Annotated in this window: 23 protein-coding genes; 21 read left to right on the forward strand and 2 right to left on the reverse strand. The window is 75.6% G+C overall.

Features of this window, described 5'->3' with window-relative positions; genetic code table 11:
- The first annotated feature begins 63 nt into the window (after positions 1-63).
- A complete protein-coding gene (locus Ani05nite_RS24670) occupies positions 64-1,026 on the forward strand; it encodes a TIGR03557 family F420-dependent LLM class oxidoreductase (protein ID WP_203771921.1) in 963 nt (320 codons plus the stop codon).
- Entirely contained in the window at positions 1,023-1,865 is an 843-nt protein-coding gene (locus tag Ani05nite_RS24675; RefSeq protein ID WP_203771923.1) for a glycosyltransferase family 2 protein, read from the forward strand. Before Ani05nite_RS24670 ends, Ani05nite_RS24675 begins: the two co-directional genes overlap by 4 nt.
- Here the strand turns inward: Ani05nite_RS24675 and Ani05nite_RS24680 are convergent.
- Entirely contained in the window at positions 1,852-3,258 is a 1,407-nt protein-coding gene (locus Ani05nite_RS24680) for an aldehyde dehydrogenase family protein (protein WP_203771925.1), read from the reverse strand. The genes Ani05nite_RS24675 and Ani05nite_RS24680 overlap by 14 nt on opposite strands.
- Positions 3,259-3,409: 151 nt before the next feature.
- Here Ani05nite_RS24680 and Ani05nite_RS24685 point away from each other — a divergent pair, with 151 nt between their 5' ends.
- The 18 genes from Ani05nite_RS24685 to Ani05nite_RS24770 are packed head-to-tail and all read left to right on the forward strand — an operon-like array spanning position 3,410 to position 19,458.
- Positions 3,410-5,053 (forward strand): carbamoyltransferase family protein, encoded by a 1,644-nt coding sequence (locus Ani05nite_RS24685; RefSeq protein ID WP_203771927.1) that lies wholly within the window; start codon positions 3,410-3,412, stop codon positions 5,051-5,053.
- Positions 5,050-6,045 (forward strand): glycosyltransferase family 2 protein, encoded by a 996-nt coding sequence (locus Ani05nite_RS24690; protein ID WP_203771929.1) that lies wholly within the window; start codon positions 5,050-5,052, stop codon positions 6,043-6,045. The genes Ani05nite_RS24685 and Ani05nite_RS24690 overlap by 4 nt, the downstream gene beginning before the upstream one ends.
- Positions 5,991-7,601: an HAD-IIIA family hydrolase gene (locus Ani05nite_RS24695; RefSeq protein ID WP_377881642.1), complete on the forward strand. Its 1,611-nt coding sequence runs from the start codon at positions 5,991-5,993 to the stop codon at positions 7,599-7,601. Before Ani05nite_RS24690 ends, Ani05nite_RS24695 begins: the two co-directional genes overlap by 55 nt.
- The gene (locus Ani05nite_RS24700) at positions 7,598-8,521 is read left to right on the forward strand and encodes a glycosyltransferase (protein ID WP_203771933.1); all 924 of its coding nucleotides are present in this window, start codon (positions 7,598-7,600) and stop codon (positions 8,519-8,521) included. The genes Ani05nite_RS24695 and Ani05nite_RS24700 overlap by 4 nt, the downstream gene beginning before the upstream one ends.
- Positions 8,512-9,735: a glycosyltransferase gene (locus tag Ani05nite_RS24705; RefSeq protein ID WP_203771935.1), complete on the forward strand. Its 1,224-nt coding sequence runs from the start codon at positions 8,512-8,514 to the stop codon at positions 9,733-9,735. Before Ani05nite_RS24700 ends, Ani05nite_RS24705 begins: the two co-directional genes overlap by 10 nt.
- Positions 9,735-10,358 (forward strand): D-sedoheptulose-7-phosphate isomerase, encoded by a 624-nt coding sequence (locus Ani05nite_RS24710; protein WP_203771938.1) that lies wholly within the window; start codon positions 9,735-9,737, stop codon positions 10,356-10,358. Before Ani05nite_RS24705 ends, Ani05nite_RS24710 begins: the two co-directional genes overlap by 1 nt.
- A complete protein-coding gene (locus Ani05nite_RS24715; protein WP_203771940.1) occupies positions 10,355-11,746 on the forward strand; it encodes a PfkB family carbohydrate kinase in 1,392 nt (463 codons plus the stop codon). The genes Ani05nite_RS24710 and Ani05nite_RS24715 overlap by 4 nt, the downstream gene beginning before the upstream one ends.
- Complete coding sequence (locus Ani05nite_RS24720; RefSeq protein WP_203771942.1) at positions 11,743-12,426, forward strand: SDR family oxidoreductase; 684 nt, start codon at positions 11,743-11,745, stop codon at positions 12,424-12,426. Before Ani05nite_RS24715 ends, Ani05nite_RS24720 begins: the two co-directional genes overlap by 4 nt.
- Positions 12,423-13,358: a glycosyltransferase family 9 protein gene (locus Ani05nite_RS24725; RefSeq protein ID WP_203771944.1), complete on the forward strand. Its 936-nt coding sequence runs from the start codon at positions 12,423-12,425 to the stop codon at positions 13,356-13,358. The genes Ani05nite_RS24720 and Ani05nite_RS24725 overlap by 4 nt, the downstream gene beginning before the upstream one ends.
- Positions 13,342-14,319 (forward strand): DNA topoisomerase IB, encoded by a 978-nt coding sequence (locus Ani05nite_RS24730; protein WP_203771945.1) that lies wholly within the window; start codon positions 13,342-13,344, stop codon positions 14,317-14,319. The genes Ani05nite_RS24725 and Ani05nite_RS24730 overlap by 17 nt, the downstream gene beginning before the upstream one ends.
- A 34-nt stretch (positions 14,320-14,353) precedes the next feature.
- Complete coding sequence (locus tag Ani05nite_RS24735) at positions 14,354-14,764, forward strand: ChaB family protein (RefSeq protein ID WP_203771947.1); 411 nt, start codon at positions 14,354-14,356, stop codon at positions 14,762-14,764.
- 25 nt (positions 14,765-14,789) lie between these two features.
- Entirely contained in the window at positions 14,790-15,350 is a 561-nt protein-coding gene (locus tag Ani05nite_RS24740) for a helix-turn-helix domain-containing protein (RefSeq protein WP_203771949.1), read from the forward strand.
- On the forward strand, positions 15,347-15,883 hold the full coding sequence (locus Ani05nite_RS24745) for a GNAT family N-acetyltransferase (RefSeq protein ID WP_203771951.1): 537 nt from the start codon (positions 15,347-15,349) through the stop codon (positions 15,881-15,883). The genes Ani05nite_RS24740 and Ani05nite_RS24745 overlap by 4 nt, the downstream gene beginning before the upstream one ends.
- Before the next feature lie 22 nt (positions 15,884-15,905).
- Positions 15,906-16,367, forward strand: coding sequence for a glycosyltransferase (locus Ani05nite_RS24750; protein WP_203771953.1), 462 nt, complete (start codon positions 15,906-15,908; stop codon positions 16,365-16,367).
- A complete protein-coding gene (locus Ani05nite_RS24755) occupies positions 16,367-16,861 on the forward strand; it encodes a hypothetical protein (protein WP_203771955.1) in 495 nt (164 codons plus the stop codon). Before Ani05nite_RS24750 ends, Ani05nite_RS24755 begins: the two co-directional genes overlap by 1 nt.
- Complete coding sequence (locus Ani05nite_RS24760) at positions 16,858-17,610, forward strand: class I SAM-dependent methyltransferase (RefSeq protein WP_203771957.1); 753 nt, start codon at positions 16,858-16,860, stop codon at positions 17,608-17,610. Before Ani05nite_RS24755 ends, Ani05nite_RS24760 begins: the two co-directional genes overlap by 4 nt.
- Entirely contained in the window at positions 17,607-18,683 is a 1,077-nt protein-coding gene (locus tag Ani05nite_RS24765) for a radical SAM protein (RefSeq protein ID WP_203771960.1), read from the forward strand. The genes Ani05nite_RS24760 and Ani05nite_RS24765 overlap by 4 nt, the downstream gene beginning before the upstream one ends.
- The gene (locus tag Ani05nite_RS24770; RefSeq protein WP_203771962.1) at positions 18,673-19,458 is read left to right on the forward strand and encodes a class I SAM-dependent methyltransferase; all 786 of its coding nucleotides are present in this window, start codon (positions 18,673-18,675) and stop codon (positions 19,456-19,458) included. Before Ani05nite_RS24765 ends, Ani05nite_RS24770 begins: the two co-directional genes overlap by 11 nt.
- Positions 19,459-19,461: 3 nt before the next feature.
- Here the strand turns inward: Ani05nite_RS24770 and Ani05nite_RS24775 are convergent, their stop codons facing one another.
- Positions 19,462-19,998: a hypothetical protein gene (locus Ani05nite_RS24775; protein WP_203771964.1), complete on the reverse strand. Its 537-nt coding sequence runs from the start codon at positions 19,996-19,998 to the stop codon at positions 19,462-19,464.
- A gap of 163 nt (positions 19,999-20,161) precedes the next feature.
- On the opposite strand from Ani05nite_RS24775, the gene Ani05nite_RS24780 reads away from it, so the two are divergent.
- Positions 20,162-21,289, forward strand: a complete 1,128-nt coding sequence (locus Ani05nite_RS24780; protein WP_203771966.1) for an alpha/beta fold hydrolase — start codon at positions 20,162-20,164, stop codon at positions 21,287-21,289.
- Positions 21,290-21,444 lie beyond the last annotated feature (155 nt).

Below are 21,444 nucleotides of genomic sequence, written 5' to 3' on the forward strand. Positions count from 1 at the left end.
GGGCCCCCCACGAACAGGGGAGGCCCGGCGTTTGTCGTGCCGCCGCCCGGGCACACCCCGACCATGACTCTCAAGTTCGGTTACAAGCTGTCCGCCGAGGGCTTCGGCCCGAAGGAGCTCATCCAGCAGGCCGTCCGGGCCGAGCAGGCCGGTTTCGACTTCGTCGAGATCAGCGACCACTACCACCCGTGGCTGGACGAGCAGGGTCACTCGCCGTTCGCCTGGACCGTGCTCGGCGCGATCGCCGCCCGGACCGAGCGGCTCGGGCTCGCCACGGGCGTGACCTGCCCGACCGTGCGCTACCACCCGGCGATCATCGCGCAGGCGGCGGCCACCCTGGCGATCGTGTCGGACAACCGGTTCACCCTCGGCGTCGGTTCGGGGGAGCGGCTCAACGAGCACGTGGTCGGCCGGGGCTTCCCGAGCGTGCGCGGCCGGCAGGAACGGCTGCGCGAGGCACTCGAGATCATCAAGCTGCTCTGGCAGGGCGGCTACCAGTCGTACGAGGGCAAACACCTGCAGCTGGAGGACGCCCGCGTCTTCGACCTGCCCGACCGGCTCCCGGTCATCGCCGTCGCGGCCGGCGGCAAGGACGCCGCCACCCTGGCCGCCGAGCTGGGCGACGGGCTGTTCGCCACCGAGCCCCGCAGCGACCTGGTGCAGACCTACACCGGCGCGGGCGGCGCCGGCCCCCGCTACGCCGAGGTGCCGATGGCCTGGGCCACCACCGAGCAGGCCGGGATCGACGAGGTGTTGCGGACCACCCGCTGGGCCCTGACCGGCTGGAAGGTGATGAGCGAGCTGCCGAACCCGGTGAACTTCGACGCCGCGTCGCAGACGGTCCGCGCGGAGGACGTGCGCGGCCAGTTCGCCCTCGGCCCGGACGCGGAGCCGTACGTCGAGGCGGTGAAGAAGTACGCCGACGCGGGGTTCGACCATCTCGTGCTGCAGAACGCCGGCCCCGATCCCGAGGGCTTCCTCGACTTCTTCCAGAAGGACCTGCACGACAAGCTCCAGCGGCTGTGAGCGGCCCGGAGCAGGCGCCGGTCACCGTCGTCGTGGCCACCCGCAACCGGCGGGACCGGCTGCTGGAGACGATCCCGCGGCACGAGGGCCCGGTCATCCTGGTCGACAACGGCTCCGACGACGGCGGACCGGAGGCCGTCGAGGCGGCGTTCCCGCAGGTCACGGTGGTGCGGCTGGGCGAGAACCGGGGCGCCGCGGCGCGCAACGTCGGCGTGGAGCTGGCCCGGACCCCGTACGTGGCGTTCGCCGACGACGACTCGTACTGGGCGCCGGGCGCGCTGGGCGGGGCCGCGGCGCTGCTGCGCGACCACCCGCGGGTCGGGCTGCTCAGCGCCCGGGTGCTGGTCGGGCAGCAGGGCCGCCTCGACCCCGTCTCGGCGGCGATGGCGGCGGCCCCGCTGGGCGTGCCCGCCGGCGCCCCCGGCCCGGCCGTCCTGGGCTTCCTGGCCTGCGCGGTCACCGTCCGGCGGGAGGCGTTCCGGCAGGTGGGCGGCTTCAACCCGCAACTGCACGTGTACGGCGAGGAAGCGCTGCTGGCCATGGACCTGGCCGCCGCGGGCTGGCTCCAGGCGTACGCGCCGCAGCTGGTCGTGCGGCACCTCCCGCTCCCGGCCGGCCGCGACAACGGCGCCCGGCACCGCATCGAGGCCCGCAACCGCGTGCTGACCGCGCTGCTGCGCCGCCCGCCGGCCGTGGTGGCCCGCACGACGATGGCCGCGTGGCGCGACGACCGCCGGGGCGTGGCCGACGCCGCGCGCCTGCTCCCGTGGGCGCTGCGGCAGCGCCGGCCACTTCCGGACACTGTGGAGAACGACCTGCGGACGCTCACCAGCCGGTAGGCGGGGCCTCCAGGTGGACCGCCTGCACGACGGTCAGCTCGTCGAGCAGCTCCGGGCCGTAGCCGAAGCCCTGGCCGCTGCCCCCGCGCGGGTGGGCCGCACCGCCGGGGGCGCCGCCGAACACCGCGTTGACCTTGACGGTGCCGACCGGCAGCTCGCGCCACGCCTGCTGGGCGTGGCTCATCGAGCCGGTCAGCACCGTCGCGGCCAGCCCGTACGGTGACCGCGCGGCCCGCTCCAGCGCCTCGCCGAACGACGCGACGACCACCACCGGGGCGACCGGCCCGAACGTCTCCTCGCGCAGCACCGCCATGTCGTCGGTGCAGTCGGCCAGCACGGTCGGCGGGTAGTACGCGCCCGGCCCCTCCGGCAGCTCGCCGCCGGTGAGCACCCGCGCGCCGTCCCGCACCGCCGCGCTGACCTGCGCGTGCACGGTCTCCCGGAGCCGGGTGTCGACCAGCGGGCCGAGGTCGCCGGCCCACTTGTCGGCCTGGGCGGCCAGCTCCCGCAGGAACGCCTCGGCGACGTCGCGGTGCACGTAGATGCGCTCGACGGCCACGCAGATCTGCCCGGAGTTGGCGAAGGAGCCGAGCGCCGCCTGCTCCGCCGCCCACGCCGGGTCGACGTCCGCGTCCACGATCAGCGGGTCGCTGCCGCCGTTCTCCAGCAGCGCCTTGGCCCCGGTGCGCGCGCAGGCCGCCGCGATGGCCCGCCCGGTCGCCGTCGACCCCACGTGCGCGACCACGTCCACCTCGGCCGAGGCCAGCGCCGCGCCCACCGAGCCGTCGCCGCTGAGCAGCGAGAACACGCCGTCCGGGAAGTGCGGGGCGAGCAGCTGGGCGAGCCGGTGGCCGGTGCCCGGGGTGCGCTCGCTGGGCTTGTACACCACCGTGTTGCCGGTGACCAGGGCGGCGCCGAGCAGGCCACAGGAGACGGCGACCGGGTCGTTCCACGGCGTCACCACCGCGACCACCCCGCGCGGCCCGTACGCCATCAGGTCGATCGCCTCGTCGTTGCCGGCCAGCGCCCGGCCCCGATGGGTCGGGCCCAGCTCGGCGTACTGGCGCAGCGTGCCGACGCCCGCGCCGATGGAGTCCCGGGCGCCGTCGACCGGCTTGCCCATCTCGGCGTTCATGAGGGCGGCGAGCTCGTCGGCCGCCGCCTCGACGGCGTTCGCCGCCGCGTGCAGGGCGGCCGCTCGCGCGCCCGGGGCGGTCCGCCGCCAGCCCGGCGCGGCGTCGCGGGCCGCTTGCACCGCGGCGGCCACATCGGCCTCCGAGGCGACCGCGACGGTCGTGACGGCCGTGCCGTCGCCGGGGTTCAGCACGGTCAGCCGGGCGCCGCCGCGGCCGGGTGTCCAGTTTCCACCGATGAGTTGTCCGACGTCATACATGGCTGCCCGGTTGCCCGGCCACCGCCGCCGCAAACTCACCGGGTCTTCTTTATCAGTGCAGGTGGGAGGGCTCTGAAGAAGCGCTGAAGAAGTCGTGAAGAAGTCGATGACCAAGCGAATAAGTCCTCAGGGCCCGGGTACCCGGCCTGCCATGCGTGTCCTCGGTATCAATGCGATCTTCCACGATCCGGCCGCCGCCCTGGTCGTCGACGGCCGGGTGGTCGCCGCCGCGGAGGAGGAGCGGTTCAGCCGCCGCAAGCACGGCAAACGACCGGTGCCGTTCTCCGCCTGGGAGCTGCCCGAGCTCGCCGCCGCCTGGTGTCTGGAGACGGCCGGGCTCCAGCCCGGCGACCTGGACGCGGTCGCGTACTCCTTCGACCCGAACCTGACCCGCGACGCCGCCGATCTCGGCCTCGCCGACCCGTGGGACCACCTGCGGGTCGACTACGCCCGGCGGGCGCCGCAGTTCCTCGCCGCGGCCCTGCCCGGGCTGGACCCCGAGCAGGTCCGCTTCGTCCCGCACCACGTCGCGCACGCCGCGTCGGCCGGCCTGGCCGTGCCCGAGGACAGCGCGGTGCTGGTCCTCGACGGCCGCGGCGAGGTGGCCAGCCACCTCTCCGGCGTCTACCGCGACGGCGCGCTGACCGTGCTGGCCGGCCAGGGGCTGCCGCACTCGCTCGGCCTGCTCTACGAGGACCTGACCCGGCACCTGGGCTTCCTGCACTCCAGCGACGAGTACAAGGTGATGGCGCTGGCCTCGTTCGGCACCCCGAGGTTCCTGCCGCTGCTGCGCGAGCTGGTGCACGCCAACGACGACGGCGGCTTCACCGTCGAGCGCATCGACTGGTCCGCGCTGGCCAAGGCCCGCAGCGCCGAGGGCGAGATGACCGACGCGCACGCCGACCTCGCCGCCAGCGTCCAGGTCCGCCTCGAGGAGGTCATGCTCGACCTGGCCCGCTGGACCTACGACGCCGCCGGCGGCCCGAAGACGCTGACCATGGCCGGGGGCACCGCGCTCAACTGCGTGGCCAACGCGCGGATCGCCGCCGAGGGCCCGTACGAGCGGGTGTGGGTGCAGCCGGCCGCCGGCGACTCCGGCACCGCCCTGGGCGCCGCGCTCAGCGTGTCCCGCGAGGCCGGCCCGGTGGTGCCGTTCACCGGCGCGGACCTGGGCCGCGGCTGGAGCGACGAGGAGCTCGAGGCCGAGCTGAAGCGGGCGGCGCTGCCGTACACCCGGCCCGATTCGATCGCCGCGGAGGCGGCCCGGGTGCTGGCCGACAACGGCATCGTGGCCTGGTACCAGGGACGCAGCGAGTACGGCCCGCGCGCCCTGGGGCACCGCTCGCTGCTGGCCCACCCCGGCGACCCCGACACCCAGACCCGGATGAACAACGTCAAGGGCCGCGAGCAGTTCCGCCCGATCGCGCCGATGGTGCGGGCCGAACGCTTCGCCGACATCTTCGACGGCGTCTACCCGAGCCCGTACATGCTGTTCGTGCACCGGGTGAAGCCCGAGTGGCGGGACCGGATCCCGGCCGTGGTGCACGTCGACGGCACCGCCCGGGTGCAGACCGTGCACACCGACACCGAGCCGCTGGTGGCCGAGATGCTCGCCGAGTTCGAGCGGCGCACCGGCCTGCCGGTGGTGGTCAACACCTCGCTCAACACGGCCGGACGGCCCATGGTGGACACCCCGCGCGAGGCGATGGAGCTGTTCGGCTCCGCCCCGGTGGACCTGCTGGCCCTCGGGCCGTTCGCCGTGCACCGCGCCGCGGCCTTCGGGGGCGGCCGATGACCGGAGTCTCCGTCGTCGTGCCCACCCTCGGCCGGCCCAGCCTCGCCGCCCTGCTGAGCGCCCTGGCCGCCGCCCCGGCGCCCCTGCCGGTGGAGCTGCTGCTGGTCGACGACCGCCCGGAGCGGGCCGAGCCGCTCGCCCTGCCGCCCGGCATCGACGCGAAGGTCCTCACCGGGCGCGCCGCCGGTCCGGCCGCCGCCCGCAACGTCGGCTGGCGCGCCGCGAGCCACGAGTGGGTGGCGTTCCTCGACGACGACGTGCTGCCGGACCCGGACTGGTTCGCGCGGCTCGCCGCCGACCTGACCGGGGCGCCCGCCCCGGTCGGGGGAGTGCAGGGCCGGCTGCGGGTGCCGCTGCCGGCGCGGCGGCGCCCGACCGACTGGGAACGGGTCACCGCCGCGCTCGCCGACGGCGCGTGGATCACCGCCGACATGGCGTACCGGCGGTCCGCGCTGGAGGCCACCGGCGGCTTCGACGAGCGGCTGCCGCGGGCGTTCCGGGAGGACGCCGAGCTGGCCCACCGGGTACGTGCCGCGGGCTGGGAGCTGCGGCGGGGCAGCCGCACGGTCACCCATCCGGTGCGCCCGGAGGACCGCTGGGTCAGCGTGCGCACCCAGCGGGGCAACGCCGACGACGCGCTTCTGCGCCGCCTGTACGGCCGGCATTGGCGCACCGAACTGGACATCCCGCCCGGCCGCCGCGGCCGGCACCTGGCCGTCACCACCGCGGGCGCCCTGGCCGCCGGAAGCCTGCTCACCGCGCTGCTCACCCGGCGCCGCGGCGCCCTGGCCGTGGCCGCCGCCGCCGCGGCCGCCTGGGGCGCCGGCACGGCCGAGTTCGCGGTGGCCCGTATCAAGCCCGGGCCGCGCGACCGCCGTGAGGTCGTGACCATGCTCGCCACCAGCGCCGCGATCCCGCCCATGGCCGTCGGGCACTGGTGTCGCGGCTGGATCCGCTGGCGCGGCGCCCGGCCCCTGGGGACGACCCCGTGACCGCCCTCTTCGATGCCGTCCTGTTCGACCGGGACGGCACTCTCGTCGTCGACGTCCCGTACAACGGCGACCCGGCCCGGGTCGAGCCGATGCCCGGCGCCCGTGCGGCGCTGGACCGGCTGCGCGCCGCCGGGCTGCGCCTGGGCGTGGTGACCAACCAGTCCGGGCTGGCCCGCGGCCTCTTCACCGAGGCGCAGCTGGCCGCGGTCAACGCCCGCGTCGAGGAGCTGCTCGGGCCGTTCGACACCTGGCAGGTGTGCCCGCACGACGACGCGGCCGGCTGCCGCTGCCGCAAGCCCGCCCCGGGCCTGGTGCTGGCCGGCGCCGCGGCGCTCGGCACCACCCCGGCGCGCTGCGTCGTCGTCGGCGACATCGGCCGCGACATGGTCGCCGCGGGCGCGGCCGGGGCCACCGGCATCCTGGTGCCGACCCCGGTGACCCTGCGCCCGGAGGTCGCGGCGGCTCCCGCCACGGCCGCCGACCTGACCGCGGCCGCCGACCTGATCCTGCAACGCCAGGCGCTGGTGACGCCCACCGAGCCGCGCCGGCCCGGCGGCACCGTGCTGGTCGTGCGCTCCGACTCCGCCGGGGACGTGCTGCTGACCGGCCCGGGCATCCGGGCCGTCGCCGCCGGCGCCGACCGGGTGGTGCTGCTCTGCGGGCCGCGCGGGCGGGCCGCCGCCGAGCTGCTGCCCGGCGTCGACGAGATCATCGAGGCCCGGCTGCCGTGGATCGACCCGCAGCCGCCGCCGGTCGGCCCGGACTTCGCCGGTGACCTGGTCGCCCGGCTGGCCGCCACCGGCGCGGAAGAGGCGGTCGTGTTCACCTCCTTCCACCAGTCGGCGCTGCCGCTGGCGCTGCTGCTGCGCACCGCCGGGATCGCCCGGATCACCGCGATCAGCGACGACTACCCCGGCTCGCTGCTGGATGTGCGGCACCGCGTGCCGGCGGGGGTGCCCGAGGCCGAGCGGGCCCGCTCGGTCGCGGCTGCCGCCGGCTTCGCCCTGCCGGCCGGCGACGACGGGACCCTGCGGGTACGCGCGGCCGCGCCCCGCGTCGCCGGTGACTACGTCGTCGTGCATCCCGGGGCCTCCGTGGCCGCGCGGGCCTGCCCGCCCGAGACCGTACGGGCCGTCGTGGTCGCGCTGGAGGAGGCCGGGCACCGCGTGCTGGTCACCGGCGGCCCCGGCGAGCAGGCCCTCGCGGCCGCCGTCGGCACACCGGCCGGGCCGACCAGCCTCGCCGAACTGGCCGGCCTGCTCGCCGGGGCGTCCTGCGTGGTGGTCGGCAACACCGGTCCGGCACACCTGGCCGCCGCCGTCGGCACGCCCGTCGTCAGCCTGTACGCCCCGACCGTTCCCTTCGGCCAGTGGGGTCCGTACCGGGTGCCGGCCGTGCGCCTCGGCGACCCGGCCGCCGCCTGCCGCGACACCCGGGCCTCCGTCTGTCCCGTGCCCGGCCACCCGTGCCTGACCCGCGTCGACCCGGCCGAGGTCGTCGCCGCCGTGCGCCTGCTCGGTGTCCCCGTACCCGTCATCAGTGAGGCAGCCGCGTGAACATCCTGCTCTGGCACGTGCACGGCTCCTGGACGACCTCGTTCATCCAGGGCAAGCACCGCTACCTCGTGCCCGTCAACGACGCCCGCGACGAGTGGGGCCGCGGCCGGGCCCGCACCTTCGACTGGCCGGCCACCGTCACCGAGGTCGACCTCGCCGACGTGCGCGACGTGGACGTCGTCGTCCTGCAGCGCCCCGAGGAGCTCGAGCGGGTCGCGCACCTGGACGTGCCGAAGATCTACGTCGAGCACAACACCCCCAAGGGCGACGTGCCCAACAGCCGGCACCCCATGGCCGACCGCGACGACCTGGTCATCGCCCACGTCACCCACTTCAACGACCTGTTCTGGGACGTCGGCGGCACCCGCACCACGGTGATCGAGCACGGCATCGTGGAGCCGGCCGCCCGCTGGACCGGCGAGCTGGAGCGCTTCGCGGTGGTCACCAACGAGCCGGTACGGCGGAACCGGGTCACCGGCACCGACCTCATGCCGCGGTTCGCGGCGGTCGCCCCGCTGGACGTGTACGGCATGGGCGTCGCCGGCCTGCGCCTGGACGACGTCACCCCGTACGACGACCCGCCCCAGGCGCGGATGCACGCCGAGATCGCCCGGCGGCGGGCGTACCTGCACCTGTGCCGGTGGACCTCGCTGGGGCTGAGCCTGATCGAGGCGATGCAGATCGGCATGCCGGTGCTCGCGCTGGCCACGACGGAGGCGATCGCCGCCGTCCCGGACGACGCCGGCGTGCTCGCCACCCGCGTCGACACGCTGGTCGAGGCGGCCCACTGGCTCATCGACGAACCCGAGCAGGCCCGCCGGCTCGGCACCCGGGCCCGCCAGGTGGCGCTCGCCCGTTACGGCCTCGACCGGTTCCTCGCGGACTGGGACCGCTTGTTGGAGGAGGAGACATGCGCATAGCGATGGTCTCGGAGCACGCCAGTCCGCTGTCCGCCCTCGGTGGCGTAGACGCCGGCGGGCAGAACGCGCACGTCGCCGAGCTGGCCGCGGCCCTGGTGGCGCAGGGCCACGAGGTCCGCGTCTACACCCGGCGGGAGAGCCCCGAGCAGCCCCGGGTGGTCGCGGCCAACGGCTTCGAGGTGGTGCACGTGCCGGCCGGCCCGGCCGCCGTGCTGCCCAAGGACGACCTGCTGCCGTTCATGGGCGCCTTCGCCGAGCACATGGCGGCCGACTGGCGCGAGCGGTGGCTGCCCGACGTCGCGCACGCGCACTTCTGGATGAGCGGGCTGGCCGCCGTGACGGCCGGCCGGGCCTGCGACGTGCCGGTCGTGCAGACGTACCACGCGCTCGGCACGGTCAAGCGCCGCCACCAGGGCGCCGCCGACACCAGCCCGGCGCACCGGGTCGCCTACGAGCGGCAGCTGGGCCGGGTCGTGGACCGCGTCGTGGTGCAGTGCCAGGACGAGGTGCGGGAACTGCTCCGGATGGGCGTGCCCCGCTCGCAGATGGCGCTGGTGCCCTCGGGGGTCAACATCGAGCGGTTCCGCCCCGACGGTCCGGCCGAGCCCCGCGACCCGGACGTGCCGCGCATCCTCACCGTGGGCCGGCTGGTCGAGCGCAAGGGCTACGAGGACCTGATCCGCGCGCTGCCCGGCGTGCCCGCCGCCGAGCTGGTCATCGTCGGCGGCCCGCCGGACGGCTCGCTCGACGACCACCCGTACGCCCGCAAGCTGCGCGCCCTCGCCGAGCGTTGCCGGGTCGGCGACCGGGTCCGCCTGGCCGGCGGGGTGGCCGCCGCCGACATGCCGCGCTGGTACCGCTCGGCGGACCTGCTCGCCGCGGCGCCCTGGTACGAGCCGTTCGGCCTGACCCCGCTGGAGGCGATGGCCTGCGGGGTGCCCGTGGTCGGCACCGCCGTCGGGGGGCTCACCGACACCGTGGTCGACGGGATCACCGGCGACCTGGTGCCCGCCCGGGACCCGCGCGCGCTGTCCTCGGCGCTGCGCCGGCTCGTCACCGACGACGTGCGGCGGTTCTCGTACTCGGCCGCCGCCGTGGACCGGGCCACCCAGTCGTACTCGTGGCGGCGGGTGGCCACCCGGCTCGCCGCCGTCTACGCCGCAGTCACCGGCCGCGCCCTGGCCGAGGACCAGACCCGAGAGGCAGTCGCCTGATGGACCTGTTGGACGAACACCTCACCGGCATGGCCGCGGCCCTGCTGCCGTACCGGGCGGCGGCCGCGGACCGGCTGGCCCGCTGGGGCGGCGAGCTGGCCCGGCACCTGGGCCACGGCGGCCGGTTGCTGGTCGCCGGCAACGGCGGCAGCGCGGCCGAGGCCCAGCACCTGGCCGCCGAGCTGGTCGGCCGGCTGCGCGACGAGCGCATGCCGCTGTCGGCGATCGCGCTGACCCCGGACTCGTCGGCGGTCACCGCGATCGGCAACGACTACGGCTTCGACGAGGTCTTCGCCCGCCAGGTGCGCGCCCACGGCCGCCCGGGCGACGTGCTGATGCTGCTGTCGACCAGCGGCCGCAGCCCGAACCTGCTCGCCGCCGCGGACGCCGCCCGCGAGGTCGGCGTGCGCAGCTGGGCGCTGTGCGGGCCGGGCCCGAACCCGCTCGCCGACGCCTGCGACGAGGCGCTGTGCTGCCCGTCCGGGGACTCCCAGGTGGTGCAGGAGCTGCACCTGATCTCGGTGCACGTGATGTGCGAGTACCTGGACCGGGCGCTGCCGGTGGTGCTGGGAAAAGCACCGGCGCGACCCGTGCGGCGCATGCAGCCGGTGCTCGCGTCATGAGCGGCCCGCTGCTGGTCGTGGTCGGTGACACGCTGCTCGACCGCGATGTCGAGGGCAGCGTGCGCCGGGTCGCGCCGGACGCGCCCGCGCCGGTGCTCGACGAGGAGTCCGTGACGGACCGCCCCGGCGGCGCCGGGCTGGCCGCGCTGCTGGCCGCCGGTCAGGGCCACGACGTCGCGCTGGTCACCGCCATCGCCGACGACGAGGCCGGCAGCCGGCTCTGCGAGCTGCTGACCGACGCCGGCATCGCGGTCTACCCGCTGCCGCTGCCGGGCGCCACGCCGGAGAAGGTCCGGCTGCGGGCCGACGGGCAGGTGCTCGTACGCCTGGACCGCGGCGGCGCCCCGGTGGCCCCGGGCGACCCCAGCGAGGCCGCCCTGGCCGTGCTGCGCGACGCGTCGGCGATCCTGGTCAGCGACTACGGCCGGGGGGTCGCCCGCAACCCGCGGCTGCGCGCCGCCCTGCAGCAGGCCAAGGCGCCGGTGGTCTGGGACCCGCACCCCAACGGGCCGGCCCCGGTGCCCAACGTGCGCCTGGTCACCCCGAACGAGGCCGAGGTCCGCAAGCTCGCCGACGACGCCGGGTCGGGGCCGATGCTGAGCACCGTGCACCGCGCCGGGCAGCAACTGCGGCAGCGCTGGCGGGCCGGCGCGGTCGCGGTGACGGTCGGCGCCAACGGGGCCGTGCTGTGTCACGCCGGCCCGACGCCGCTGGTCGTGCCCGCTCCGGGCGCCGCCGACGGGGACACCTGCGGCGCCGGGGACCGGTTCGCCGCCACCGCCGCGCTGGCCCTGGCCGGCGGCGCGCTGGTGTCCGAGGCGGTACAGCAGGCGGTGGTGGCCGCCACCGAGTACGTGGCGGCCGGCGGCGTGACCGTCGCCCTGGCCCCGCCGGAGGAGAAGACGGACCGCCGGGCCGAGGAGGCGAGCCGGGTGATCAGCCGGGTGCGCGCCCAGGGCGGCACGGTCGTGGCCACCGGCGGCTGTTTCGACCTGCTGCACATCGGGCACCTGGCGACCCTGCAGGCGGCCCGCAAGCTGGGCGACTGCCTGGTGGTCTGCCTGAACTCCGACGCCAGTGTCGCCGCCCTGAAGGGCCCGGACCGGCCGCTCACCGGGCAGGGCGACCGGGCCCGGCTGCTGGCTGCCCTCGACTGCGTGGACGCGGTCGTGGTCTTCGACGAGCCCACGCCGGAGGCGGTGCTGGCCCGGCTGCGCCCGGACCTCTGGGTCAAGGGCGGCGACTACGCCGACGGCGGGCCGGACCTGCCGGAGGCCGAGCTCATGCACCGCTGGGGCGGCCAGACCGTCATCGTGCCGTACCTGGACGGCCGTTCCACCACCCGGACCATCGCCGCCGTGCGCGGCCACTCGGAAGGACCCTCATGACCGACGCTGTCATCATCACCGGCGGATCCAGCGGCCTGGGCGCCGCCGTCGTCGATGCCGTGCTCAAGGCCGGCGGCCGCCCGTTCGTCATCGACCGGCAGCCGCCCGCCGAGGGCGTGCCGTGGGTCGAGTGCGACCTGGCCGACACCCGGGCCGCCGAGGCCGCCACCCGGCAGGCGATCGAGCAGGCCGGCGGCAGCATCGACGGTGTCGTCACCGCGGCCGGGATGGACGTGCCGGGCGCGCTGGCCGACATCCCGGGCGAGACCTGGGACCGGATCGTCATGATCGACCTGCTGGCCACCGCCGCGGTGGTGCGGGCCGCGATCCCGGCCCTCAAGCAGTCGCACGGCACGGTCGTCACCGTCGCCTCCACGTTGGGCATCAAGGCGGTCGGCGACGCCACGGCGTACTGCGCGGCGAAGTTCGGCGTCGTCGGTTTCACCCGGTCCCTCGCCGCGGAACTGGCCGGTCAGGTGGGCGTCACCCTGCTGATCCCCGGCGGCATGCGGACGAAGTTCTTCGACGACCGCGACGAGCAGTACAAGCCCGGCCCGGACGCGATCCTCAACGACCCGGCGAACGTGGCGAGCGCGATCATGTTCGCGCTGACCCAGCCGGCCGGGTGCGCGGTGCGGGAGCTCATCGTCGCGGCCGAGCAGGAGACGTCGTACCCGTGATCCTGGTGTTGCGCGCCCTCGGCGTCGGCGACCTCGCCGCGGGCGTGCCCGCGCTGCGCGCCCTGCGCGCCGCCTTCCCGGACCGGACGCTGGCGCTGGCCGCGCCGGCCTGGCTGACGCCGCTGATCGAGCTGATCGGCGGCGTCGACCGGATCGTGGCCACCGACGGGCTGGCGGCGCCACCCGCGCTGCCGGCTCCCGAGCTGGCGGTGAACCTGCACGGCAGCGGGCCGGAGTCGCACCGGCTGCTGCAGGCGCTGGCGCCGGGGGAGCTGTGGGCGTTTGCCTGCGCCGCGGCGGGGCATCCCGACGGCCCGACCTGGGCCGAGGAGGAGCACGAAGTGCGACGCTGGTGCCGGCTGCTGAGCCACTACGGGGTCCGCGCGGATGCCGCCGACCTGTCCCTGGCCGTGCCCGGGGCCGGGGCGCCGCGCGGGGTCACGATCATCCATCCGGGGGCGAAGTGCCCGGCGCGCCGCTGGCCGCGCTTCGCGGCGGTGGCCCGCGGTCTGGCCGCCCGGGGCCACGAGGTGGTGGTCACCGGCTCGGCGGGGGAGCGGGAGCTCGCGCTGGCGGTGGCGCGCGACGCCGGGTTGCCGCCGGCCGCCGTCCTGGCCGGCCGGACCGGGCTCGACGAGCTGGCCGCGCTGGTCGCCCACGCGCGGCTGCTGGTCAGCGGCGACACCGGGATCGCGCACCTGGCCACGGCCTACCGCACGCCGTCGGTGGTGCTGTTCGGGCCGGTGCCGCCGCGTCGCTGGGGACCGCCGGCGGACCGGGCGTACCACCGGGCGATCTGGCACGGCGCCCGCGCCGAGCGCGGCGACAGCATGGAGCCGGGGGTGCACCCGGCGCTGCTGCGGGTGGGCGTCGACGAGGTGCTCGCGGCGGCGGACGAGGCGGAGAAGGCGCGCCATGCGGTTGCGGCGTAGCCGGCTCGACCAGCCCGGCTACGGCCGGCGCCGCTCCGGCAAGGGCTTCCGGTACCTCGACACCGACGGCGCCACGACGCTGCGCGATCCCGAGGCGCTGGCCCGGATCAAGGAGCTGGTCATCCCGCCGGCCTGGACCGACGTGTGGATCAACACCGACCCGCACGGGCACATCCAGGCCACCGGTCAGGACGCCGCCGGGCGCAAGCAGTACGTCTACCACCCGCGGTGGCGGACCGCCCGCGACGAGAAGAAGTTCGAGCATGCCCTGGAGATCGCCGAGCGGCTGCCGGAGCTGCGGTCCCGGCTGTGCGCGGACCTGAGCGGGCGCGGCCTCACCCGGGACCGGGTGCTGGCGGCGGTGGCGCGCCTGCTCGACATGGGCATGTTCCGGGTGGGCAGCGACCAGTACGCCCGCCGCGACGAGGACCCCTCCTACGGGCTGTCCACGCTGCTGCCCGAGCACGTGCGGGTACGCGGCGGCTGCGTGGTGCTCGAGTTCACCGGCAAGTCCGGCGTCGAGCACGCCAACCCGGTGGAGGACGGCGAGGTCTGCCAGGTGCTCAGGGACCTGAAGCGGCGGCGCCGGGGCAAGCAGCGGCTGTTCGCGTACTGGGATCCGGCGGCGCGGCGGTGGCGGGAGATCCGGGCCGACGACGTCAACGCCTACCTGCGGGAGATCAGCGGCGAGGAGATGACCGCCAAGGACTTCCGGACCTGGCACGGCACGGTCAAGGCGGCCGAGGAGCTGGCCGCCGCCGGGCCGCAGGAGACGAAGACCGGGCGCAAGAAGGCCGTCGCGCACGCCATGAAGGAGGTGGCCGAGTTGCTCGGCAACACCCCGGCGGTGGCCCGCAGCTCCTACGTCGACCCGCGGGTGGTCGAGAGCTTCGAGAAGGGCGAGACCGTGGACCCGCAGGAGCCCGCCGAGCAGGCCGTGCTCGACCTGCTGAAGGACTAGTTTCGCCCCGCCGGCGGGCGGGAACCCGGGTGGTATGCCCGCACGCGAGAACCTGCCCAGCACCATCAAGCGGTCGCCGCGCAAGGCCCAGGACACGTACGCCGAGACCCTGGACAGCGCCGTCGAGCAGTACGGCGACGGCGAACGCGCGCACCGCACCGCGCTGTCGTCGCTGAAGCACTCGTTCGAGAAGGTCGGCGACCACTGGGAGCCCAAGGAGCAGCGCGGACCCAGCGACGCCCAGGCGGCGGGCGGGGTGGACACGAACCGGCCGACGGCCGGCGGCGTGGACGCCAACGCCAGCAAGAAGCACCTGCTGGAGGTGGCCAAGCGGCTCGACGTGCGCGGCCGGTCCCGGATGACCAAGGAGGAACTGGTTGAGGCGATCGGCCGGGCCAACGACGCGGCCAGCCGCCGGGCTCTGAAGGCCGAGCGCGAGGACTGACCATATCTGGGATAGCATCCCGGATATGAGAGACGAGCTCGACGCCCGGCTGGCCTCCCGCATCGCCGAACTGCGGGTCGGCCGGGGCTGGTCGCTGGACGACCTGGCCGCCCGCACCGGGGTGAGCCGGTCCACCCTGTCGCGGCTGGAGCGCGGCGAGATCAGCCCGACCGCCGCGCTGCTCGGCAAGCTCTGCACCGCGTACGGCCGGACCATGTCCCGCCTGCTGGCCGAGGTCGAGGCCGAGCCGCCCGCCGTGGTCCGCGCCGCGGACCAGGCGCTCTGGCGCGACGGGTCCGCCGGCTTCACCCGCCGCGGCGTCTCCCCGCCGCACGCGGGCCTGCGCGGCGAGCTGATCGAGGGCGTGCTCGACGCCGGCGCGGACATCGGCTACGACGCGCCGCCGGTGACCGGCCTCGAACAGCACGTCTGGGTCCTGGACGGGTGCCTGGAGCTGACCGACGACCGCACCCCGCACCGCCTGGAAGCGGGCGACTGCCTGCGGTTCCGGCTCTGGGGTCCGACCCGCTTCCGCAACCCCGGGCCCGGCCCGGTGCGCTACGCCGTCTTCGTGGTGCTGCCGTGACCATCACCCGGCTCACCGCCGCCGACTTCGCCGAGCACCTCCCCGCGCTGGCCGGCCTGCTGGTCGACGCGGTGGCCGACGGCGCCTCGGTCGGTTTCCTGGACGACCTGGACCACGCGGCCGCCGCCGGCTGGTGGCGGTCCCGGGCCGCCGCGGTCGCGGACGGCGCCCTCGCCGTGTGGGTCGCCACCGGCCCGGCCGGCGTGACCGGCACGGTCAGCCTGGCCTACCCGGACAAGCCGAACGCCCGGCACCGCGCCGAGGTCGTCAAGCTCATGGTGCGCCGCGACGCGCGGGGTCACGGGCTGGGCCGCCGCCTGCTGGCCACCGCCGAGGAGGCCGCCGCGGCCGCCGGCATCACCTTGCTGCTGCTCGACACCGAGACGGCCAGCGCCGCCGAACGCCTGTACGCCGCCGCCGGCTGGCACCGCTACGGCATCGTCCCCGGCTACGCGGCCGACCCGTCCGGGCGGCTGCGGGACTGCAGTTTCTTCGCCAAAAGTGTCGGAAAGTCGCCTCTCCACAGTGGATGAGCAGGCGCTAGCGTGATGCCCCATGGGCCGGCGCTACCGGGTGCTCCTCGTGTCCAGCAGCGGCGGTGTGCTGCTGGACCTGCTCGCCCTGCGCCCGTGGTGGCAGCGCCACGACCCGGTGTGGGTGGCCGTGCCCGCCCCCGACACCGAGGTGGCGCTGACCGGGCAGCGCGTGCACTGGCGCCCCGAGCTCACCCTGCGCACCCGGCTGCGGGTGCTGCCGTCGGCCTGGCAGGCGCTCCGGCTGCTGCGGGCCGAGCGGCCGGACGTGATCGTGTCGGCCGGCACCGGCGTGGCCGTCGGCTTCTTCCTCGCCGCCCGCCTGCTGCGCGTGCCCTGCCTGTGGCTGGAGACGTTCAACATGACCGGTCCGGCCGGCGCCGCCGCCCGGGTGTGCGCCCGGCTGGCCTCGGCCGTGCTGGTGCAGCGGCCCGCCCTGCTGGAGACCCGCCGCCGGGCCGTGCTGATCGGGGAACTCTACTGATGGCCCGCGTCCTGGTCACCGTCGGCATGGGCCCGTGGCCCTTCGACCGGCTGATCGCGGCGCTGGCCCCGCTGTGTGCCGAGCATGACGTGTTCGCCCAGACCGGCACATCCACCGTGGTGCCGCCCTGTCCGCACGCCCCGTTCCTGCCGCTCGACCAGGTGCAGGAACGGCTGGCCGCCGCGGACGTCGTCATCACCCACGCCGGCAACACCGTCCGGCTGGTGCAGCGGCTCGGCGGCGTGCCGGTGGCGGTCGCCCGCGAGGCCGCGCGCGGCGAGATGGGCAACGACCACCAGGTGGAATACCTGCGGTCCGAGGAGCAAGTCGGCCGGGTCGTCGCCGTCTGGGACGTCGACGAGCTGGCGGGAGCGGTCGCCCGGCACCGGGAGGACGCGCTGCGGTTGCTCGCCGAGCGCCCGCTGCCGCCGGCGGTCTCCGACGATCGGCTCGTGGCCGTCCTCGACGAGCTGTGCGGGCGGCTGGTCCGATGAACCCGTTCGCCGGCCATCCGCTGCACCGGTACGCCTTCGCCTGGGAGCAGCTCGACGGGCGCACCGGCCGGCACCTCGACCTCGGCTGCGGCACCGGCGAATTCCTGGGCGTGCTGGACACCGCGGGCAGCGTCGTCGCGGAAGGGGCCGACCCGCACCCCGGATACCTGGCGGAGGTACGGGCGCGGCACCCCGGGATCACCCTGCACCGGCTCACCGTGGGCGCGCCGCTGGAGCTGCCCGACGCCGGCTACGACTCGGTCACCGCGCTGGACATGCTCGAGCACGTACCGGACGAGGCCGAGCTGCTGGCCGAGGTGCGCCGCGTGCTGGCGCCCGGCGGGTTGCTCGTGGTGACCGTGCCGCGCCGGCACGTCTTCTCCTTCCTCGACCCTGACGACGCCAAGTTCCGGCTGCCCCGGCTGCACCGCTGGGTCTACACCCGCCGGTTCGGCGCCCGGGTCTACCACGAGCGCTTCGTGGACCTGGCGAACGACCTGCGCGGCGACATGTCCGTGGGCCGCGACCGGCACACCAACTACCGCACGGCGGAGCTGCTGGGGCTGCTGCGCGACGCCGGTTTCGAGCCGGTGGTGGTCACCGGGGCCAACCTGTTCTGGCGCTGGCTGCAGATCCCGGCGCTGCTCACCGGCGGCCCGCTGCGCCGGCTGCTGGAGCGCGGCATCCACCTGGACGGGCGGCTGTTCCGCTCAGCCAACCTGTTCGTCGCGGCGCGGAGGCTGCCATGACCATTGCGGAGAAGGCCCGGCTGGCGATGTTCTTCGGCCGGCTGGCGGTCAAGGAGCGCCTCGCGCCGCGGCTGCACGTCCGGCCGCTGGTCGCCGAGCTGTTCCTGACCGACAACTGCAACCTGCGCTGCACCAGCTGCGGCTGCTGGACCGCCAACACCAAGGGCGAGCTGTCCACCGGGGAGTGGCGGGACGTGCTGCGCCAGCTCGTCGCCCTGCGCATCCACAAGGTCAACTTCACCGGCGGGGAGCCGCTGCTGCGGCCCGACGCGATCGGCCTGATGGCGTACGCCCGCAGCGCCGGCGTGCGCCACCTGCACCTCAACAGCAACGGCATCCGCCTCACCCCGGCCGTGCTGGAGGAGGTGATCGCGGCCGGCGTACGCAGCTTCAACGTCTCGGTCGACGGGCCCACGGCGCTGGTCCACGACCGGATCCGCGGCCGCCTCGGCGCGTTCGCCACCACCACCGAGCACCTGCGGCACCTCATCGCCGAGCGGGACCGGCACCGGCTCAAGGTGCGGATGAACTTCACCGTGATGCGCGACAACGTGGACAGCCTGCCGGCCATCGCCGCCCTGGCCCAGGAACTGGACGTGACGCTCTACCTCAACCTGGTCACCGACCGCACGTTCCTGTTCCGCACCGACGCGGTGACCGACCAGACCGCCGTGGACCGCGGCCGCCTCGACGCGGCGCTGGCCGAGCTGGAACGGATGGCCCGCCGCGACCGCCGCCGGCTGCCCCGCTACTCCGACCTGCGCTACCTGCGCGGCCACTTCAGCGACCTGGTGCAGCGCGACCTGCCGTGCGCCGAGTCGCAGCTCAAGCTCATGATCCACTCCCAGGGCCAGGTGGGCGGCTGCTGGGCGCACGACCCGACGGCCACCGTCCGCGCCCGGACGCTGGCCGAGATCGTCGACGCCCCCGAGTACCGCGAGGAGCACGCCCGGCTGTTCCGCAAGGAGTGCGTCGGCTGCGGCAGCAACTACAGCCTCAACCTGCGCTGGCGGCCCGGCACGTACCTCGCCGACCTGCAGTGGCGGGCGGGACGGCGGTCCCTTGCGGTCTAGCCGGCCCCTCTACGACGCGCTCGCGGCCGGCTACGAGGACCACTTCGCCGTGCCGCACCGCCGCGCCTACGACGACCTGGCCTGGGACCAGGTCGTCGCGCTGCTGCCGGAGCCGCCGGCCGGGATCGTCGACGCCGGCTGCGGCGTCGGCCGCTGGGCGCGGCGCCTGCAGGCCCGGGGGTACGCCGTGACGGGCGTCGAACAGTCCCCGGGCATGATCGCCGCCCTGCGGGCCCGCCCACCCGGCCCCGGCTTCACCCTCGTCGAGGCGTCGATGGACGACGCCGAGCTGCCCCCGCGGGCCGCGATGGTGCTGGCCATGGGCTCGCTGCAGTACACGGCCGACCCCGAGGCGACGATCGCCCACCTGGCGGGCTGGCTGCGCCCGGGCGGCGTGCTCGCCGTGCTGGTCGACTCGCTGGTCGGGCTGGTGCTGGAGCTGCTGCGCGACGGCCGCGAGCAGGAGGCCCTGCGGCGGCTGGCGACCCGGCGCGGGGTGTGGCGCCAGCACGGCCTGGAGGCCGACCTGCACCTGCTGGACCGGGCCCGGCTGGAGGCGGCGTGCGCCGCGGCCGGGCTCACCGACATCCGCACCCGGGGGCTGCTGGTGACGGCGGCGGCGCTGGGCCGCGACGAGCTGAACCACCGCCTGACCACCGACGGCGACGCCCACCTCGCCCTGGAACGCCGCCTGCTGGAGTCGCCCCTGCTGGCCGACACGGGCAAGCAACTGCTGGTCACCGCCCGCCGCGCTGCTCCGGCGGAGGCCGGCTGAGGCTCAGGTGTTCTTCAGGCACACGAACGGGCCGCGCACACCCGCGTTGAACCGTTCGGCCGCGGCCAGCGCCGTCCGCACCCGCCGCCGCGGGCCCAGCCCGGTGCCGGCGGTGGCGAACAGCGCCCCCAGCGCGATCTGGTCGCCGCAGCCCACCGCGGCGAAACCGTCGGCCGCCTTGGCCACCTGGTAGTCGTCGTGGACGGCGAACAACTGTCCGCGGACGCCGACCAGGAACGTGCCGCCCTCCTCCCGGTCGTTCTCCTTCGCCGCCCAGCCGCCCGCCTTGAGGCAGTCACGCACGGCGTCGATGAACGTCGTCGCCATGAACGCGTCCAGGTCGCCGCGCGGCTTCGGCAACGTCAGCGAGTAGCGGATGAGCTGGCCCATCCGGAACGAGGTGGTGAACCCGAACAGGTAGCGGTTCTTGCGGAAGACCTTGGCGTCCGCGCGCACGGTCAGGCTCAGACCCGACACCCCGGCACTGTCCCCGCCGATGTACACCGCGCCCGCCCGGGCCAGACCCACGATGGCCGTCATCGGATCACCGTCGCACAACGACGGCGTTACGTCGATCGGCCGGTGGTCGCACAGCCGTTGGGCCAGACCCCCGCGGCCGTCGCACGAAATGTGCGAGATCGCCCGGGTGTGGGGGCTTGCATGGAGGCAGATCCGAGATCACACACCCGGAAGGGGTGAGAGCATGAGTGCAGTCCTACGGCATCAGGCCAGGAGGGCGGCCGTCGCCGGATCCGTCCTGGCGGTCATCTGCGGCGGTCTCGCCGGTGGCGCCCCGGCGGCCGCGGCCGCCGGAGCGCCCGGCACGGTCCTGACCACGGCGGCGGCGACCCTCCCGCCGGAGCTCACCGAGCTGGCCACCGGGCAGCGCATCTCGTACGTCAGCACGGGCGTCACCGGCGCCGGCATCACCGCGACCGGGCTGGTGCTCACCCCGAGACGCAAGAAGGTCAACAAGACGGTGGTGTGGGGGCACGGCACCACCGGGCTGGCCGACCAGTGCGCACCCTCCGACCACCAGGACGTCTTCTGGCCGGAGGCCCGCGCCGCCATCGCCGAACTGCTCGGCCGCGGCTGGACGGTGGCCGCCCCCGACTACCCCGGCCTGGGCACGCCCGACGCCCACCCGTACCTGATCGGCGGCAGCGCGGCCCGCGCGATGATCGACAGCGTCAGGGCGGCCCGCTCGCTGGACCCCGCCCTCGGCCCCGACTACGTGCTGGACGGCCACTCCCAGGGCGGCCAGGGCGCGCTGTTCGCCGGTGAACTGGCGCCCGCCTACGACGGCGCGCTGACCCTGCGCGGCGTGGCGGCCATCGCCCCGGTCTCCAACGTGAACCTGCTGGCGCCGCTCATCCCGGGCACGCCGGGCCAGGGCTACCTCGTGATGGCCCTGTACGGCCTGGCCACCGTGCAGCCGTCGTTCGACCCGCTCACGGTGCTGGCGCCGCCGGCCCGCACCCGGGTGCCGGTGCTGGAGTCCGGCTGTCTGTACGAGATCCTGGCCGCGTACCAGCCGTTGCAGGCGGGACAGCTGGTCCTCGGCGGCGCGCTGCCGCAGCCGGTGGTGGACCAGCTGGCCCGCTACGACAACCCGGCCCAGACGGCGCCGAGCGCGCCGATCCTGCTCGTGCAGGGCACGGCGGACGAGGCCGTGCCGTACGACATCACCGCCGGCCCGCTGCTGGACCAGCTGAACGCGTACGGGCAGCCGGTCAGCCTGGTCACCCTGCAGAACCAGAACCACGACGGCGCGGTCTTCGCCTCGACGGTCCTCGTGGCCGACTGGATCGCCGGGCGGTTCGCCGCCTGACGGCCACCGGCCGGCCGCTGAGATGCGCCCCCCGCGGGACTCAGCGGCCGGCCGGAGGCTGTCGGAGGCGATGGCGCTTGAGACTCCGCTGCCGCTTCCGGCCCGGCGGACCGGGCGTGGCAGGATGCCCGCGGGTGACCGCCGAGGGCGGTCCG

Source organism: Actinoplanes nipponensis (genome assembly GCF_016862275.1).
GTDB classification, from domain to species: Bacteria; Actinomycetota; Actinomycetes; order Mycobacteriales; family Micromonosporaceae; genus Actinoplanes; species Actinoplanes nipponensis.